Annotated in this window: 20 protein-coding genes; 14 read left to right on the forward strand and 6 right to left on the reverse strand. The window is 71.1% G+C overall.

The features are described from left to right. The first annotated feature begins 21 nt into the window (after positions 1–21). Together ABZ860_RS04310 and ABZ860_RS04315 are read left to right on the forward strand one after the other, a co-directional pair. A complete protein-coding gene (locus tag ABZ860_RS04310) occupies positions 22–474 on the forward strand; it encodes a carboxymuconolactone decarboxylase family protein (RefSeq protein WP_357214900.1) in 453 nt (150 codons plus the stop codon). Between the two features lie 34 nt (positions 475–508). Continuing rightward, entirely contained in the window at positions 509–799 is a 291-nt protein-coding gene (locus tag ABZ860_RS04315; protein ID WP_357214902.1) for a hypothetical protein, read from the forward strand. A gap of 19 nt (positions 800–818) precedes the next feature. Here the strand turns inward: ABZ860_RS04315 and ABZ860_RS04320 are convergent, their stop codons facing one another. Continuing rightward, positions 819–1,334, reverse strand: a complete 516-nt coding sequence (locus tag ABZ860_RS04320) for a helix-turn-helix domain-containing protein (protein WP_357214905.1) — start codon at positions 1,332–1,334, stop codon at positions 819–821. A gap of 66 nt (positions 1,335–1,400) precedes the next feature. On the opposite strand from ABZ860_RS04320, the gene ABZ860_RS04325 reads away from it, so the two are divergent. From ABZ860_RS04325 to ABZ860_RS04335, 3 genes are all read left to right on the forward strand, one after another. Continuing rightward, on the forward strand, positions 1,401–1,799 hold the full coding sequence (locus ABZ860_RS04325) for an HGxxPAAW family protein (protein ID WP_357214908.1): 399 nt from the start codon (positions 1,401–1,403) through the stop codon (positions 1,797–1,799). A 199-nt stretch (positions 1,800–1,998) separates the two neighbouring features. Continuing rightward, the gene (locus tag ABZ860_RS04330; protein ID WP_357214911.1) at positions 1,999–2,574 is read left to right on the forward strand and encodes a hypothetical protein; all 576 of its coding nucleotides are present in this window, start codon (positions 1,999–2,001) and stop codon (positions 2,572–2,574) included. 85 nt (positions 2,575–2,659) lie between these two features. Next, positions 2,660–3,139 (forward strand): cupin domain-containing protein, encoded by a 480-nt coding sequence (locus tag ABZ860_RS04335; protein ID WP_357214913.1) that lies wholly within the window; start codon positions 2,660–2,662, stop codon positions 3,137–3,139. A gap of 167 nt (positions 3,140–3,306) precedes the next feature. Here ABZ860_RS04335 and ABZ860_RS04340 read toward each other — a convergent pair whose 3' ends face one another. Then, positions 3,307–3,882 (reverse strand): hypothetical protein, encoded by a 576-nt coding sequence (locus ABZ860_RS04340; protein WP_357214916.1) that lies wholly within the window; start codon positions 3,880–3,882, stop codon positions 3,307–3,309. A 130-nt stretch (positions 3,883–4,012) separates the two neighbouring features. Between ABZ860_RS04340 and ABZ860_RS04345 the strand changes: the two genes are divergently transcribed. Beyond that, the gene (locus tag ABZ860_RS04345; RefSeq protein ID WP_357214919.1) at positions 4,013–4,387 is read left to right on the forward strand and encodes a PH domain-containing protein; all 375 of its coding nucleotides are present in this window, start codon (positions 4,013–4,015) and stop codon (positions 4,385–4,387) included. Positions 4,388–5,624: 1,237 nt separating this feature from the next. Here ABZ860_RS04345 and ABZ860_RS04350 read toward each other — a convergent pair. Together ABZ860_RS04350 and ABZ860_RS04355 are read right to left on the reverse strand one after the other, a co-directional pair. Then, positions 5,625–5,879 (reverse strand): Smr/MutS family protein, encoded by a 255-nt coding sequence (locus ABZ860_RS04350; protein WP_030509549.1) that lies wholly within the window; start codon positions 5,877–5,879, stop codon positions 5,625–5,627. An 80-nt stretch (positions 5,880–5,959) separates the two neighbouring features. After that, positions 5,960–6,388 (reverse strand): CBS domain-containing protein, encoded by a 429-nt coding sequence (locus ABZ860_RS04355; RefSeq protein WP_357214922.1) that lies wholly within the window; start codon positions 6,386–6,388, stop codon positions 5,960–5,962. Between the two features lie 165 nt (positions 6,389–6,553). Here ABZ860_RS04355 and ABZ860_RS04360 point away from each other — a divergent pair, with 165 nt between their 5' ends. Together ABZ860_RS04360 and ABZ860_RS04365 are read left to right on the forward strand one after the other, a co-directional pair. After that, positions 6,554–7,954, forward strand: coding sequence for an aminopeptidase P family protein (locus ABZ860_RS04360; protein WP_357214925.1), 1,401 nt, complete (start codon positions 6,554–6,556; stop codon positions 7,952–7,954). A 548-nt stretch (positions 7,955–8,502) separates the two neighbouring features. Then, a complete protein-coding gene (locus ABZ860_RS04365) occupies positions 8,503–9,150 on the forward strand; it encodes a phosphopantetheinyl transferase-like protein (RefSeq protein WP_357214928.1) in 648 nt (215 codons plus the stop codon). Here ABZ860_RS04365 and ABZ860_RS04370 read toward each other — a convergent pair. Next, positions 9,130–10,071, reverse strand: coding sequence for a cation diffusion facilitator family transporter (locus ABZ860_RS04370; RefSeq protein ID WP_357214931.1), 942 nt, complete (start codon positions 10,069–10,071; stop codon positions 9,130–9,132). The two genes, ABZ860_RS04365 and ABZ860_RS04370, sit on opposite strands and share 21 nt — an antisense overlap. Before the next feature lie 38 nt (positions 10,072–10,109). On the opposite strand from ABZ860_RS04370, the gene ABZ860_RS04375 reads away from it, so the two are divergent. The 3 genes from ABZ860_RS04375 to ABZ860_RS04385 all read left to right on the forward strand — a co-directional run bounded on the left by ABZ860_RS04375 (position 10,110) and on the right by ABZ860_RS04385 (position 12,896). Then, on the forward strand, positions 10,110–10,577 hold the full coding sequence (locus ABZ860_RS04375) for a MarR family transcriptional regulator (RefSeq protein ID WP_357214933.1): 468 nt from the start codon (positions 10,110–10,112) through the stop codon (positions 10,575–10,577). 115 nt (positions 10,578–10,692) lie between these two features. Beyond that, positions 10,693–11,340: an LppX_LprAFG lipoprotein gene (locus tag ABZ860_RS04380; protein ID WP_357214936.1), complete on the forward strand. Its 648-nt coding sequence runs from the start codon at positions 10,693–10,695 to the stop codon at positions 11,338–11,340. After that, a complete protein-coding gene (locus tag ABZ860_RS04385; protein WP_357214939.1) occupies positions 11,337–12,896 on the forward strand; it encodes an MFS transporter in 1,560 nt (519 codons plus the stop codon). Before ABZ860_RS04380 ends, ABZ860_RS04385 begins: the two co-directional genes overlap by 4 nt. Positions 12,897–12,914: 18 nt before the next feature. Here ABZ860_RS04385 and ABZ860_RS04390 read toward each other — a convergent pair whose 3' ends face one another. Then, positions 12,915–13,382 (reverse strand): MarR family winged helix-turn-helix transcriptional regulator, encoded by a 468-nt coding sequence (locus ABZ860_RS04390; RefSeq protein ID WP_357214942.1) that lies wholly within the window; start codon positions 13,380–13,382, stop codon positions 12,915–12,917. A gap of 62 nt (positions 13,383–13,444) precedes the next feature. On the opposite strand from ABZ860_RS04390, the gene ABZ860_RS04395 reads away from it, so the two are divergent. The 3 genes from ABZ860_RS04395 (at position 13,445) to ABZ860_RS04405 (ending at position 15,110) form a co-directional block, all read left to right on the forward strand. Beyond that, complete coding sequence (locus ABZ860_RS04395) at positions 13,445–13,822, forward strand: cupin domain-containing protein (protein WP_142557069.1); 378 nt, start codon at positions 13,445–13,447, stop codon at positions 13,820–13,822. A gap of 93 nt (positions 13,823–13,915) precedes the next feature. Continuing rightward, on the forward strand, positions 13,916–14,332 hold the full coding sequence (locus ABZ860_RS04400) for a cupin domain-containing protein (protein ID WP_357214945.1): 417 nt from the start codon (positions 13,916–13,918) through the stop codon (positions 14,330–14,332). Positions 14,333–14,648: 316 nt separating this feature from the next. Continuing rightward, complete coding sequence (locus ABZ860_RS04405) at positions 14,649–15,110, forward strand: DUF6220 domain-containing protein (protein WP_357214948.1); 462 nt, start codon at positions 14,649–14,651, stop codon at positions 15,108–15,110. Positions 15,111–15,129: the final 19 nt, after the last annotated feature.

A 15,129-nucleotide genomic window follows, 5' to 3' on the forward strand; every position in this document is an offset into this window, starting at 1 on the left:
AACCGATACGGAGGAACCACGATGGAAGCCCGGATGAAGAACCCCGCCGCGATCATCCCCGCCGCGATGAAGCCGATCATGGAGCTGATGAAGGCCGCCCAGTCGCAGGGTCTTCCCCCGGAGCTCATGGAGATGATCCACCTGCGGGTCAGCCAGATCAACGGGTGCAGCTACTGCGTCGACGCCGGCCTGAAGAGCCTGCGCAAGCTCGGCGAGAGCGACGAGCGCATCGGCCTGGTCTCCGCCTGGCGCGAGGCTCCGTACTACACCGACGCCGAGCGGGCCGCGCTGGAGCTGGCGGAGGCCTCGACCCGGCTGGCCGACCGCGCCGACGCCGTCTCCGACGAGGTCTGGGACAACGCCGCCGACCACTTCGACGACAAGCAGCTGGCCTCGATCCTGCTGATGACCGCCGTCACCAACCTTTTCAACCGCCTGAACGCCCCGGTCCGGCAGATCGCCGGCAGTTGGTAAGCCCCCATCCCCACGTACAGAAGGAGACACCGACATGTCCGCCGTCCGCTCGCACCGCTACTCCGTCGCCGAGGCCGACCTGGAGGAGTTCCTGGCCCGCAGGAGCTCGCTGATCGCGACCATCAGGGAGGGGCACCCCGGCCTCACCCGCACCGTGCTGGTCCGGCTCGAGGACGGCACCTATACCGACACCTGGCACTGGGAGAGCGGCGAGCAGATGGGCGCCGCGCTCGCGGCCCTGCCCACCTTCCCGGAGGCGCCGCTGACCATGGCCCTGACCAAGGAGGCCACCGCCCTCAACGGCCGGGTCGTCGACGAGCGCTGAGGGCGCCGGCGCGGCGGCTTCAACGGCTCCGCGTACGCCGGGCGCGGGGCATGGCGGCGAGCCGGTCGCGCCGGAGCTCCTCCAGATAGGTCCGCATCAGGTCGCCCGCGCGGGTGAACCAGTCGGACAGCACGGCGATCTCCGCGGGCGTGTAGTCGGCGAACAACTCGTCCAACCGCCGGTAGAAGGGTTCGTAGACGGCCGCGGCGGTGGCGACCGCGGCCGGGTCGGCGACGACGCGCACGCGGCGGCGGTCCTCGGGGTCCGGCCGCCGGTGCGCATACCCGGCCTTCTCCAGCCGGTTCAGCACGCCCGTCACCGCGCCCGTGGTCAGTCCGGCCTGCTCGGCGAGCGCGCCCGCGCTGATCGGGTCGTCCCCCGCCGCCAGGATGAAGCCGAGGCAGGTGACGTCGGTGACGTTCAGTCCGAGCCGCTGGGCGATGTCGTGCTGCCCGACCAGGCTGAGCGCGATCAGCTGGTCCATGCCGGCGAGAGCCTGCTCGGGCGTCGCCTCCGGGCGCGGCTTGCCGTCCATCCTCAATCTCCTTAGAATCTAAGATGTTTAGTTCGTGAGATAATTGTCTCATCGTCGAGGAGAATCATGAGCGGCATGCACGACGATGTGGATCTCGGGCACACGGTCGCGGGCTGGACCGGCTGCCTCGTCGTGCTCTGCGGCTGCGCGACGGCCGGCGTGGCGATGTGCGCCGCCTCGCCTCCCGGCGTCTGGCTCGGCATCGGCGTGATCCTCCTGGGCGGCCTGGCCACCTGGGCGCTGCACCTGGCGGGCTGGGGCAAGCCCAGCGGTCCCCGTCCCCCGGAGCAGTGGGACTGGCGGGTGAAGGACCCGATGACGGGCCATGACGGCTGCCTCGCCTGCCGTATCGCGGGCCGCCCACGCGGCCGGGGAGACGAGCCCGGGACCGCGGGCATCGCCCCTGCCGATGCCGTCCGCGAGGAAGCCACCCTCTCCGACACGTCGGTATTCGCCCAGCGCTGAGCTCCGCCCTGTCCCGGCGTCGTGCGGCGCTCGGCCAGGTGCTCGACCAGGTGCCCGGCCAGGTGCTCGACCAACGGTGCGACGACCTCTGCCGTGCCGCGCCGGAGGCTCGGGACGCCCCGGTTTCTGGCGACCCTACAGGACCTGCGGGAGACGGCAGAGGGCGTACCGCCGGTGCCCGGGGGTATCGGGTCTCGTCATGCGTGCTCTCGCCCGCCTGATCCTGGTGATGGTCGTGGTCCTCGCCATGACTCCCGGCTGCGGGGCCTTCGGCCCCCGCCTGGTCGTCAACGGGGGTTCCGGCACCGACGGGCCCGACGCGGAGGTCACACTGCACGACACGGTCGCCCACCGGCCGTACTCCCTGGGCGGCTGGGACATGTGCCTGGACCGGCCCGGTTCTGTCACCGTCACCGGGGTCGAGCTCATCAAGCCGTACAACGACATCGTGTTGCAGGCGTTCTCGTCCCGGCCGCACAGGGGTGCCATGCTCGGCATGGCCGAAAAGCCGCTGACCGAGCTCGGCTTCCCCGCCCGCAGTCCCGCGGTCGCCGTCGCCTGCGAGGAGAGCACCCTTCACACCGAGCTCGCCCTGCAGTACGCGAAGAGCGGCGACGCCGACGCGGGAGCCGAGGGTGTGCGCATCACCTACACCTCGGCGGGCCGTGAGCGTACTGTCGATTTCAACCTGCGGGTGCTGCTGTGCGCACCCGGCGACACCGAGCGATGCAGGGAGGCGTACGAAGAACTCCGCACCTCGATCAACGACGATTGACCTTCACCCTCGTGCCGCCGTGCCGAGGCCGAACGGCTCGGTCCGGGACCCGACGAGCGGCTCGAACCCGAGGAGAGGACGACCATTGACGTATCCACCGCCGGCCTACCACGGTGACACGGGCGAGCCGACGGCGTCGTACCGGCGCCCGGACGCCGCGCCGGAGCTGGACTACCCGAGCGGGACCACGGTGCACTATCTGGCGACCGGTGCGACGACCAACGGACAGTTCGGGCTCTACCGCTGGGACATGGGACCGAAGCCCAGCGGCCCGGCGGCGCACTTCCACCGGTCGATCTCCGAATCGTTCTACATCCTCTCCGGCAGCGTACGGATCTACGACGGGCGGCGCTGGATCGACACCGGCCCCGGCGACTTCGTGCACGTCCCGGAGGGCGGCGTACACGCGTTCCGGAACGAGTCGGGAGAGCCGGCGTCGATGCTGCTGCACTTCGCGCCCGGCGCGCCACGAGAGGGCTACTTCGAGGGGCTGCTCACACTCGCGGACATGAGCGAGGAGGAGAAGGCGGAGTTCTACCTCCGCCACGACACCTTCTGGCTTTGAGACCGGCCGGACATGACGTCGTCGGCGCGACCGCGGCGGTGGCCGCCGCTGCGGGTCGTTCACAATCCCGGCCAGGTGATCAACGCCCCGGCCTCGCCTCGACGCTGGACGAAACCGCCCGTCCCGCACCGGGATGATGCCGCCCTGCCTGAGCCGTCCAGCCCGCGTCAGTGTCCGATCGCTGTGAAAGGGGTGTAGCCGATCGGAAGCTCGGTCACCTGGAGATCGGAGAACACGAGTGTGATGTCGTGGCCGTTGGTCTCGAAGCGAACTTCGTGGAAATCGATGCCAAGCGCTTCCGACCACTCACGAGCCTGCCGGGAAGCGGGCACGATCATCCCGCCGGGATAGAGGCACTGCCACTTCACACCCCAGACGTATCCGTCCTGGTCGATGGAGCCCGAGTCGCCCAGTAAGCGATCGTCGAGGGATGCCCGCCAGACATCCCTGTGCACAGAGGTGCGGATGCACGCCTCGACGCAATAGCGGAAGAGGTACCGGAGGTAGATGGGCGGGACTCCGGTCACGGGATCGGCCGTGAGGTAGAGGATCATCTCGTAGTCGCGCATGTAGTCCGTGTACGCGTGGTAGACCAGCGCCTGATCGAATACGGTGTCCAGTGCCTGTTGAAGGGTCGAAACGTCCACCCGTGATCCTGTCTTCTCCTCAGGCGAGAGGGGCGCGATCACGCGCCGATCGCGATCAGCGGCCTGCGCCCCAGGGGCGATGGTGTCACGAGCCATCAGCCGGCCTACCCTAAGGCAGCGGCTCCGACGTCGAAGCGGAACCGGATCACGCGTCCTCTCCTCGGCTGATTCGTCCCACCGTGACCTCAACCGGCAGGCCGGCCCTTTCCGCAGCTAACCTCGTAAAGTGATCGACTTCAACAACGGCTCCCTCTTCAAGCTCAATTCGTGCCATCCGCAAGAGGTCGGCCCGGCTGTGGCTCCTCTCCTGCTCCACGGCGAACAGATCGTCGCCTCCTACAAAACGGTCCGGGACTTCGTCGTCTTCACCGACAAGCGGATTATCGCGGTCAACGTCCAGGGGCTCACCGGCAAGAAGCGCGACTTCTCCTCCCTGCCCTACAGCAAGGTCCAGGCATGGTCAGTCGAGACCGCCGGGACCTTCGACCTCGACTCCGAACTGGAACTCTGGTTCAGCGGCCTGGGCAAAGTCCGCTTCGAGTTCAAGGGCAACTCCGACGTCGTCCGCCTCAGCCACATGATCGCCGGCCACGTGCTGTAGCAGAGCGGGCCCGACGTCACGGCTTGAGGTCGATCGCCAATCCGACAGTCCAGGCCGGGTCACCAGGAGTGCTGACAGGCGCGCTCTCCGAGTGGTCCGCCGTCTGCCGGTGGTGCGGGTAGGCCGGTCGCCGCCCCTTGTCACGGGGCCACCACCGGCCCGGATGTGAGCCGGGGTAGGCAGGCCGGTGATCCGAGCGTGGGACCGAGGACGCGGGCACGCAGTCGTACTGCGGGCACGGTGTGGTGAAGCACTGCTTGGGAGAGGGCACGCAGACGCGGCCCGGACCACAGTCGACTGCCGCACACGGCGATCCGGGACTACACGTACCAGGCGCCTGCCCGCCCGGCGAGGTGGCGATGACCGCCCGTGCCGGTGGAATCGCCGGCGACTCCTCTGCCCAGGCCGTGGCGGCCGGTGACGCCGCTACGGCCAGACCCACTATCACGATCAGTTTTCGGAGCATCTTCCCCCCAGCTGCGGTGATCGCTTCTGCCTCTCGCGATGCTCGCACCGGCCGCGCCCGCTGGCGGCCAAACGGCTCTCAGCGGCTTGCATGGCTTTGCCGAAAGCCAGGTAAGCAACGCCGTCGCGCTGGGGGGACCCAGGCCACATGCCGGACAGATCCACAGATCTCCCGGTCCTGCGCTTGCAGGATGGCGACTCCTTGCTCCCAGAACACTCTCGGTGATCGGCTCACCTGGGTGTTTTCCCTGATAGACGGGCCTGTCCGTGTGCACTGTTGTGCGCTGATGGGCGGGACGACGCACCCGGAAACCACTCAGTTCGTCACTCACCTTGAGGCAGTCGGGCGGTAGTGGGTCGTCAACCATTGCCTGGGCGAATGCATCAAACTTCCGCGACTTGCCGGCAGGTGGCCGTACATCCGGCATCGCCCCCTGACCGGCGGTTCCGGGAAAGGGACGGTGTCTGCGCAGACCGAACGACGCGAACACCTGTGCTAGTGACAGCTTGTGTCGATGTGATTACGATCCGCCTAGGGCGGTTGTGATCCCCGATGCGAAGGGTGGTGCCGAGTGGACTCGCTGATGATCTACGGGCACGGGCTTATCTCATCGCTGCGGGCCTATGCCCGCTCCGGTGATCCGGCCGACTGTTGCGACGGCGCCGAGCCTGGCGAGGAGCCCGCCTGTTGGCCCCCTGCTGGTGAGTGAAGTGCTCCCGTGCGCCTCGGGGCGCGCTTTCACCCATGGCCGGTGTGCAGGCCGAGGTGCCTTCACTTCCACTGGAAGTAGACGAACAGACGTCCGTGGTTCTTGGAGTCCTTGTCGATCCGGTGGTAGAGCGCCTTGATCTCCTTCTGCTCCAGGAAGCGCAGCACCTTCTTCTTGAGCTGGCCGGACCCCTTGCCCGGGATGATCTCCACCTGCGTCGCCTTCTTGCGTACCGCCTCCTGGATGATGCCGTGCAGCGCCTTGTCGATCTCGCTGCCCTTGTTGTAGATGTCGTGGAGGTCCAGCTTCAGCTTCACGCAAGCGAGTCTAAATCGACGCTCGCCGCGGGACGCGGGGCGAGGCGGACGACCGCGCCCCACGCCGGCACGGTCTCGTGTCAGCCGTTGATGTAGCCGACCAGGGCCTCCTTTTCGCTCTCCAGTTCCTGGATCGACGTCTTGACGACGTCGCCGATGCTGACGATGCCGGCCAGCCGGCCGTCGCGGACCACGGGCACGTGCCTGATCCGGTGGTTGGTCATGGTGCGGCGCAGGTCGTCGACGTTGGCGTCCGGGCCGCAGGTGCGCACCTCCGCAGTCATGATCGCGGAGACGGGCATGGTCAGCAGCGCGGCGCCGTGCTCGTTGAGCCGCCGCACGACGTCGCGTTCCGACACGATGCCCGCGATGGACAGACCGTCCTCGGAGACCACGACCGCGCCGATGTTGAGCTCGGCAAGCCGGGCGAGAAGCTCGGACACCGTGGCGTGCGGAGGAACGGTCGCCACACCTGTTCCCTTACTCTGCAAGATCGTCCCGATGAGCATCGACACCGCCTCTCAGGGGCACCCGGGGGACATGTCCCCGCTTCCGCTCCCGCCGGCCGGCCGGAGCGGCGAATCCTGTTTCCCCAGGCAACAGCGGTCGTCCTACCTCGTCAAGGGCCCCCACCCCTACGATGGCGAAATATCACCGCACGCTGGGGGCAGAGGATGGCCGAGAAGCTCAACACCGGGAGCCACGATCTCCCGATCTCAGACGCGCTCGCGGAGTTCATGCGCGGTGGCTGGGCCGGCACGCGCGAGGACGTGGCGCCGTCGCCGGTCGCCGCGTACGCCGCCAAGCGGCGGGCTCGGCTCGCCGAACGGCTGCCCGGCGAGCGGCTCGTCATCCCCTCGGGCACGCTGCAGGCCCGCAGCAACGACGACGACCACCGTTTCCGCACGCACAGCGCGTTCGCCTACCTGACCGGCGGCCGGCAGCCCGACGAGGTCCTGGTGATCGAGCCGTCGGGCGAGGCGCGGCTGTTCCTGCGTCCCCGTCCGTCCCGTGCCGAGTCGCAGGAGTTCTACCGCGACCGGCGGTACGGCGAGTTCTGGGTGGGCCGCCGGTTCGACCTCGCGGAGGCCGAGGCGGCGTACCAGATCGAGTGCGCGCACATCGACACGCTGCCGGCCGCGCTGAGCGGACGCGGACCGGCGCGCGTGCTGCGCGGGGTCGACGGCTCGGTGGACGCGCTCGTCTCCCCCGCCGGCGACGACCGCGACGCCGAACTGGCCGCGGTCCTGTCCGAGCTGCGGCTGGTCAAGGACGAGTGGGAGATCGCGGAGCTGCAGCAGGCGGTGGACGCGACCGCGCGCGGCTTCGAGGACGTCGTACGCGCCCTGCCCGCGGCCCTCGGGCATCCACGCGGCGAGCGGTACGTCGAGGGCGTCTTCGGCCTGCGCTCGCGTCTGGAGGGCAACGCCGTGGGCTACCAGTCCATCGTGGCCTCCGGGGCACACGCGTGCGTGCTGCACTGGATCCGCAACGACGGACGGCTCGACCCCGCCGAGCTGCTGCTGCTGGACGCCGGGGTCGAGGGCGACAACCTCTACACGGCCGACGTCACCCGCACGCTGCCGCTGTCGGGCCGGTTCAGCCCGATCCAGCGCCAGGTGTACGACCTGGTCTACGAGGCGCAGACGGCCGCCATCGGCGTGCTGCGGCCGGGGGCGCGCTTCCGCGAGTTCCACGAGACCGCCATGCGCGTGATCTCCGACGGACTGCGTGAGTGGGGCCTGCTGACCCGCGCGCAGGCCGACGCGGGCCTGCACCGGCGCTACACCCTGTGCAGCAGCGGCCACATGCTGGGCCTCGACGTGCACGACTGCGCCCGGGCGCGGGCGGAGGCCTACCTCGACGGCGTGCTCGAGGAGGGCCAGGTGCTGACCGTCGAGCCGGGGCTCTACCTCCAGCCCGACGACCTGACCCTGCCGCCGGAGCTGCGCGGGATCGGCGTCCGCATCGAGGACGACCTCGTCATCACGGCCGACGGCGCCCGCCTGATGTCGGCCGCGCTGCCCCGCCGTGCCGACGAGATCGAGGCGTGGATGGCCGCCCTGGCCGAGTGACCGTCCCCTTCCTGGCTCCCGGTCCCTGCTCCCGGTCCCTGCTCCCGGTCCGGGCCCCGCCGCCCGGACCGGAACCCAGGCGAGTACTGCTCACGCCGGACTCAGGGATGGGGCGGTCAGGGCGATGGTCAGGTGCCGACCCGGTCCTTCACGAGCCGCACACATGCGGCCGCGACCCATCGCGGATGGGTCAGCTACCCATCGACGATCGGGGACCAAGCCGGGATCGGCTCGGGTCGAGGATCGGACAGGCCGATATACGGGAGGTACAGGCCCTGGTAGATGGCGGAGGAAGCAGCGCGGGGCGAAGCGGCTGAGGCCCAGGTCGAATGCCCGGTACGCCGGTGCGGTGGCGCTCGCCTGCACGAGCTCGATGGTCCGGCAACCTGCCGCGCGGCACGGGGCCGCGGGAACACGACCCGTGGCACGGGGCCGCGGGAACACGACCCGTGGCACGGGGCCGCGGGAACACGACCCGTGGCGTCCTGGGCGGATGCCGGAGAACCCCAGTTCACGTGATCGTCACATCGCTCCCCTACAGTGGCCTCGTGCGCCCCCCACAGGCCGTGGCCGGCCACACCGACGACGTGCTGGACATGGTCGCCGGCACACTGACGGAGGCCGAGCGCGAGCGCGCCGGCCGTTTCACCCGCAAACGGGACCGTCTTGACTTCGTCGCCGCCCACCTGCTCGTACGGCACTGCGCAGCGGAGCTGCTCGGCACCCGCGCCTGCATGCTGACGGTGGTGCAGCGCTGCGAGGGCTGCGGGCAGGCCCACGGACGGCCCTGGCTGGCCGAGGCCCCCGAGGTGTCGATCAGCCTGGCGCACACCTCGGGCTACGTCTGCGCGGTCGCCGGCTTCGGCCGGGTGGGCGTGGACGCCGAGCACGCCACGAACGGCCCGGCCGACGAGAGGCTCGTGGAGCTCGCGCTGACCCCCGCGGAGGCGAAGCTGGTCGGCGACGACAACCGCGGGCTGATCCGGCAGTGGGTACGCAAGGAGGCGCTGGTCAAGCGGGGAGAGCTCACGCTCGACCGGCTGCGCGAGGCGGACCTGTCGGCCCTGCCGCTGGAGGACGGGCTGTCGATCCCGCTGGAATGGCAGGGCCGTCACTTCGTCGAGTGGACGGCCGGCACCGTGATCGCCTCCGCGGTCACCGACGAGCCCGCCAAGCTACGCCTCCTTGGCGGCTGACCGTCCAGGGGTGGGGTCGAGGAAGACCTGCCGGATCTCCGGGAACCGCTCGGTGAGCCGGCGCTCCACCTGGTCGGAGGCCAGTTCGAGCCGCTCCCCGGATGTCTCGTCGCGGAAGTCGATTTTCGCCGCGACCATGACCTGCCCGGGGCCCATCATGACCGTGACCAGCTCGACGACGGCCTCGACCTCCGGCTGGGCGGCCAGCTCGCCGCGGATCTCCTCCTGCAACCCGCGCGGCGCCGCCTGGCCGATGAGCAGCGAGGCGTTGGTCCTGATCAGGCTCAGCGCCACGCCGAGCAGCAGCAGCCCGATGACGATCGACGCGACGCCGTCCCACACGGACGAGCCGGTGAGCTGCGACAGCAGCAGGCCGACGCCGGCCGACGCGATGCCGATCAGCGCGGCGGAGTCCTCCAGCACGACGGCCTTGAGCACGGTGTCGGAGGTGCGCTTCAGCAGCCGCCCTGGGCTCACCCGCCAGCGGCGGGCCTCGCCGCGAAGCTGCCGCAGGGCCTTCCAGAGGGAGACCGACTCGATCGCGAAGGACACCGCGAGCACGAGGTAGGACACGCCGATGTCGCCCAGGCTCTCCCCCGCGGTGATCGTGTGCCAGCCGTGCGTCAGCGAGAACCCGGCCCCCACGACCAGCGTGAAGCAGGCCGCCACGATCGCCCACAGGTAGGCGGCCCGGCCGTGGCCGAGCGGATGGCGGGAGTCGGCGGGGCGCTCGCCGTGCCGGATCGCGGCGAACAGCACGACCTCGGTGGCCGTGTCGGCGGCGGAGTGCGCCGCCTCCGACAGCATCGCCGAGGAGGAGCTCATCAGGCCGGCGACCAGCTTGGCCAGCGCGATGCCGAGGTTGGCCGCGCCCGCGACCACGACGGTGCCGAGGCTCTCACCGTTCTCGCTGTCAGGCATTCCGCTCCATTCGCGCAAGTGATCTTATGCTGGTCGTCATGGAAGCCCCTCACTGGCTCACCCCGCAGGAGCAGCGCGCCTGGCGGGCCCATCTGGCCGCCCACCGCCTGCTCTTCCACCAGCTCGACCGGGAGCTGCAGGGCACCGGGCTGTCGCTGAACGACTACGAGATCCTCGTGAACCTCTCCGAGAGCCCCGACCGGCGCATGCGCATGAGCGAGCTGGCCGACGCCACGATCCAGTCGCGCAGCCGGCTGTCCCACCAGATCTCGCGGATGGAGGCCGCCGGACTGGTGACCCGGCAGGACTGCGAGGACGACCGGCGCGGCACGTTCGCCGTGCTGACCGACCAAGGATGGGAGACGATCCAGCGGGTGGCGCCGGACCACGTGGCGAGCGTCCGCCGGCACTTCATCGACCAGATGACCCCCGAGCAGGTGTCCGCCCTGGAGCAGATCTACACACCGATCGTCGACCATCTCCAGGCGCTCCGCAGCATCCGGTGAGGAGGCTGAGGGACGGCGCGGGAGGAGCACCGGTCCCGACTTCCCCTCCCAGGCCATGCCAAACCGATTCCCAAGGGAGCGCATGCCGGCCCCGCCCGCTCGCTACGATCCGGCTGTGCGAACAATCCTCGGGCTCGTCGTGGCCGGCCTGCTGCTCGTGACCGCCTGCAGCGCGAAGAGCGAGACGGCCCTCCCGGACGGTCCCGCGTTGCTGAAGCGCTCGGCCGAGGCCATGCGGACGGTCAAGACGGTCGCCTTCACGATCGAGACCAAGGACAAGCCCGCCGTACCGGTCCGGCACGCCGAGGGCAGCCTCACCCGGGAGGGCGACGCCAAGGGCACCCTGCAGATCGAGATCGCGGGACTGCAGGAGATCGAGTTCGTGCTCGTCGGCGACAAGGTCTACTTCAAGGGACCCACCGGCGGCTTCCAGACGATGACCCGGCAGCAGCTCATGGCCCTGTACAACCCCTCGGCCGTGCTGACCGGCGTACCCGACCTGCTGTCCACCGCGAAGGACGTCCAGACGAAGGCGGAGGAGAAGGTCGGCGACGTCGCCGCCTACCGGGTGACGGCCGCGCTGTCGCAGGAGGTGCTGGCCAAGCTGGTTCCCGGCGTGCAGCAGGGAGTCACCGGCACGCTCTGGATCGACAAGGCCGCCGGCCGCCTGCTCAAGCTCGACCTGCCGCTCACCGGCGGTTCCGTGGCCGTGACCCTGGGGGACTACGACGCCCCCGTGACCATCGCCCCGCCCGCGTCGTGACCGACGCCACCGACGCTCCCGGTGCGGCCGGGGAGGCCGGGCACACGCGGGAGACCGGGGCGGCCCGGCTCTCCACGCGGTACCGGCGTCTCGCGCTGGGCGTCGGCGGGGCCGCCGTGCTGCTCGCCGCGCTCGACGCGTACGTCGTGGTCACCGTGCTCGTGGACGTCGCCGCCGACGTCGGCGTGCCGCTGAACCACCTGGAGCGGGCGACCCCGGTCGTGACCGGGTTCCTGCTCGGCTACGTCGCGGCGATGCCGCTGCTCGGCCGCCTGTCCGACCGGTACGGCAGGCGCGCGCTGATCCACGCCTGCCTGGCCGGGTTCGCCGCCGGTTCCCTCGTCACCGCACTGGCGGAAAGCGTCCCCGCGCTGGTCGCGGGCCGTACGCTCCAGGGCGTCGCTGGCGGCGCGCTGCTGCCGATCACCATGGCCCTCATCGGCGACCTGTGGGACGAGCGCGCCCGGCCGGTGGCGCTCGGCGCGGTCGGCGCGGCGCAGGAGCTCGGCAGCGTGCTCGGCCCGCTGTACGGCGCGGGCCTGGCCGCGCTCGCCGGATGGCGCGGCATCTTCTGGGTCAACCTCCCGCTCGCGCTGCTGGCCGCCGTCGCCGTGCAGGCGGCCGTCCCCGGCGGGCGCGAGCCGTACGGCCGGCCCTCCGACGGGGTGAGCACGGGGAAGGTGGACGCGGGCGGCGGCGTCCTGCTCGCGCTGGCGCTGGCCCTGCTGGTCGCCGGGCTCTACAACCCCTCCCCCGACACGGCCGTGCTGCCGCCGTGGGGGCTGCCGTGCGTGGCGGCCGGGGCGGTCGCGGCCGTGCTGTTCGTGCTGTGGGAGATCCGCTCGCCGGTCCGCCTGCTCGACCTGACGGGCGTGCCCAGGACACCGCTGCTCGCCACGCTGGCGGTGAGCCTGCTGGCCGGGGCGGCGCTGCTGGTCACGCTGGTCGACGTGCAACTCGCCGCGCAGACGCTGCTCGGCAAGGACGCGGTGGGCGGCGCTCTGGTGCTCACCCGGTTCCTCGCCGCGCTGGCGGTCGCGGCGTTCCTCGGCGGGATCCTGGTGCGGCGGTTCGGGGAGCGCCCGGTGGCCGTGGCGGGGATGGTGGTGGCCGCCGCGGGCTACTGGCTGATCTCCCGGTGGCCGCTCGACCTGGCCTCGGCCGGCGTGCGGATGGACGTCGACCTCGTGGTGGCCGGTCTCGGCCTCGGGGTGGTGATCGCCCCGGTCTCGTCGGCGGTGCTGCGCCTGGTCCCGGCGGCGCAGCACGGCGTGGCGTCGGCGGCGGTCGTGGTCGCCAGGATGATGGGCATGCTGCTGGGCGTGGCAGCGCTGTCGGCCTGGGGCTTCCACCGGTTCCAGTCGCTCACCGCGCACCTGGACACGCCGCTGCCGTTCGGGGTGGACGCGGCCGAGTACGCCCGAAGGCTGGCGGACTACACCTCGAAGGTCCAGGCGGCGCTGCACGCGGAGTACACCGAGATCTTCCTGATCACGTGCGGGCTGTGCGTGCTCGGCGCGGCCGCTTCCCTGGCCCTGCCGCGCCGCCGCGCCTGACCCCGCGCTCCCGCCGGGTCAGGCGCCGAACCAGCCGGGCACGTCGAGGCGGAAGACCTCCTGCGGCGTCACCTTCCGCAGGTCGGCCTCCAGCTCCCTGAGCCGTTCGTCCCCGATGACGGCGGCCCAGCGCGCCCGCAGGTCGTCGAAGATCCGGGCCGATCGCACCAGCATGTCCACACCCGACGGCGTGAGCCGTACGATCTTGCGGCGCGTGTCGCGGGAGTCGCGGGCGCGCTCCACGTAGCCGAGGCGCTCCAGCGTCTCGATCGTCTTGCCCGCCGCCTGCTTGCTGACGCCCAGCGCCCGGCCCAGCTCCACAGCGGTGGTGCCCTCCGTGCCGATCGCCTGCATGACGAACCCGTGCATGGGCCGGGCATGCGGATGCCCCTGGCGGGCGAGCTCCGCGTGCAGTTCGTCGATGAGAACGCGAAATCCCAGGAAGAGCCGCAGGGGCAGCTCGTAGCCGGGCGGGTCGATTGACACGGATAGACAACCTGGTTCACTATTACCGACAACGACGTTGTCTATCTTAGGAGACGCCGGCGATGTCTGTCATCCGCCATGCCCAATGCCGCAGATCCGAGACCCCGGCCGGGGTCATGACCACCTTCGCCTCGCCCACCCTGGGCGGCGCCACGCGGGCCGTGTGGCGCGTCGAGGCGACGCCCGCGACGAGCGGTCCGCTGCACGACTTCGACGCCGAGCAGGTCTGGACGTTCCTCGGCGGCACCGCCACCGTCGAACTCGGCGGCGAGACGTTCACGGTCGCGCCCGGCGACACCGTGGTCATGCCGCCCTCGACCCCGCGGCGCGTCACGGCGGGCGCCGGCGAGGGCTTCACCGCCGTCGTCACCGCCCCCGCCGGGGCCAGGGCCGTCCTGCCCGACGGCACCGTGCACGGCGTGCCGCCCTGGATCGCCTGACCTCGGACCCTCCTCCTTCTCACGACCTTTCCCCCGTGGCCCGGCCCGGCGACCGTCCGGCACCCGGCCCGCTCTGTCACCAAGGAGTCACACATGCCTGTCGTCCGTTCCGCCGACAGCCGCAGGAGCACCACTCCCAACGGCGTCATGACCACCCTCGCCTCGCCCACCCAGGGAGGCGCCACCCAGGCCGTGTGGCGGGTGGACATGCCGGCCGGAAACAGCGGCCCCCACCACGCCAGCGACGGCGAGCAGGTGTGGACCTTCCTCACCGGCGGCGCGACCGTCGAACTCGACGGCGCGACCGTCGCCGTCGAGGCCGGAGACACCATCGTCATGCCCGCCGACGTGAGCCGCCGGGTGCACGCCGGCGCGGAGTCCGGCTTCAGCGCGATCGTGGTCGCGCCGGCCGGCTGCGAGGTCTACAACCCCGGCGGGATCACCGCCGCGGACGCCTGCGACCTCGCGCCCAAGGGGACGGACCGGCTCGTGCCGCCCTGGATCCGCTGACACGCCCGCGCGCCCTCGGGCGCGCGGGTTCGACCGGCGGGCTCACGAGGCCGCCTCGGCGGCAGTCCGGACGTCTCGGGGGCAGCCCGGACGACTCGGGGGCAGGCCGGACGGCTCTGCGGAGCCGAGACGGCTCGGCGGCAGGGCTGACCGGGTCTCGCGGGTGTTGCGGTGGGCGAACTTCCCGGTGGGCGGGGGCGGATGTCCCGGGTGCCCGGGACACGGACGGTCCACCATTGCGGCGTACCGTTCCGGCTCTCGCCACCGCCCCGCAGAACCCCCGGGGCTCATCCCTTTCCGACTGAGGAGGCCCCGTATGCGCAAGGTGTTCTTCGGGTTCGCGGTTCTGCAGCTCGTCGCCGTGCTCGCCCAGTTCTACCTCGCCACGTTCGGCGCGTTCGAGACCCCGCACCCGGCGCCGGGCGACCCGGACGCCGCCATCAACTACCACGTCACGAACGGCTCGCTGGTGATCCCGCTCGTCTCGCTGCTGACCGCGATCACGGCCCTTGCCGCCCGCGCGGGCGGCAAGCTCGCGGGTCTGTCGATCCTGCCGTTCGTGCTGGCGGCGGTGCAGCTGTTCGTGATCTTCCCGCTGGCGGAGCTCGCCGGCGCGACGGACACCGCGTCGAGCACGGCCGGCCTGGTCGTCATGGGCTTCCACGCCCTCGACGGGGTGGCGATCCTCGCCGTGGCATACGTCGTCGTGCGGCGGGCCCGCGCCCTGGTCAGGGGCGTGCCGGCCGCGGCGCCCGCCGGTGGACGCGTCGCGGCGTGACCACCGCACGGCTGACTGC

Origin of the sequence: Microbispora sp. NPDC046973 (assembly GCF_040644495.1) — a bacterium.
Classification (GTDB): Bacteria; Actinomycetota; Actinomycetes; order Streptosporangiales; family Streptosporangiaceae; genus Microbispora.

Coding starts and splice junctions, on each gene's coding strand:
- ABZ860_RS04330 (WP_357214911.1), top strand. CDS start 1,999: ATGCGTGCTCTCGCCCGCCTGATCCTGGTGATGGTCGTGGTCCTCGCC.
- ABZ860_RS04400 (WP_357214945.1), top strand. CDS start 13,916: ATGCCTGTCGTCCGTTCCGCCGACAGCCGCAGGAGCACCACTCCCAAC.
- ABZ860_RS04325 (WP_357214908.1), top strand. CDS start 1,401: ATGAGCGGCATGCACGACGATGTGGATCTCGGGCACACGGTCGCGGGC.
- ABZ860_RS04405 (WP_357214948.1), top strand. CDS start 14,649: ATGCGCAAGGTGTTCTTCGGGTTCGCGGTTCTGCAGCTCGTCGCCGTG.
- ABZ860_RS04355 (WP_357214922.1), bottom strand. CDS start 6,388: ATGCTCATCGGGACGATCTTGCAGAGTAAGGGAACAGGTGTGGCGACC.
- ABZ860_RS04340 (WP_357214916.1), bottom strand. CDS start 3,882: ATGGCTCGTGACACCATCGCCCCTGGGGCGCAGGCCGCTGATCGCGAT.
- ABZ860_RS04315 (WP_357214902.1), top strand. CDS start 509: ATGTCCGCCGTCCGCTCGCACCGCTACTCCGTCGCCGAGGCCGACCTG.
- ABZ860_RS04320 (WP_357214905.1), bottom strand. CDS start 1,334: ATGGACGGCAAGCCGCGCCCGGAGGCGACGCCCGAGCAGGCTCTCGCC.
- ABZ860_RS04395 (WP_142557069.1), top strand. CDS start 13,445: ATGTCTGTCATCCGCCATGCCCAATGCCGCAGATCCGAGACCCCGGCC.
- ABZ860_RS04375 (WP_357214933.1), top strand. CDS start 10,110: ATGGAAGCCCCTCACTGGCTCACCCCGCAGGAGCAGCGCGCCTGGCGG.
- ABZ860_RS04310 (WP_357214900.1), top strand. CDS start 22: ATGGAAGCCCGGATGAAGAACCCCGCCGCGATCATCCCCGCCGCGATG.
- ABZ860_RS04370 (WP_357214931.1), bottom strand. CDS start 10,071: ATGCCTGACAGCGAGAACGGTGAGAGCCTCGGCACCGTCGTGGTCGCG.
- ABZ860_RS04360 (WP_357214925.1), top strand. CDS start 6,554: ATGGCCGAGAAGCTCAACACCGGGAGCCACGATCTCCCGATCTCAGAC.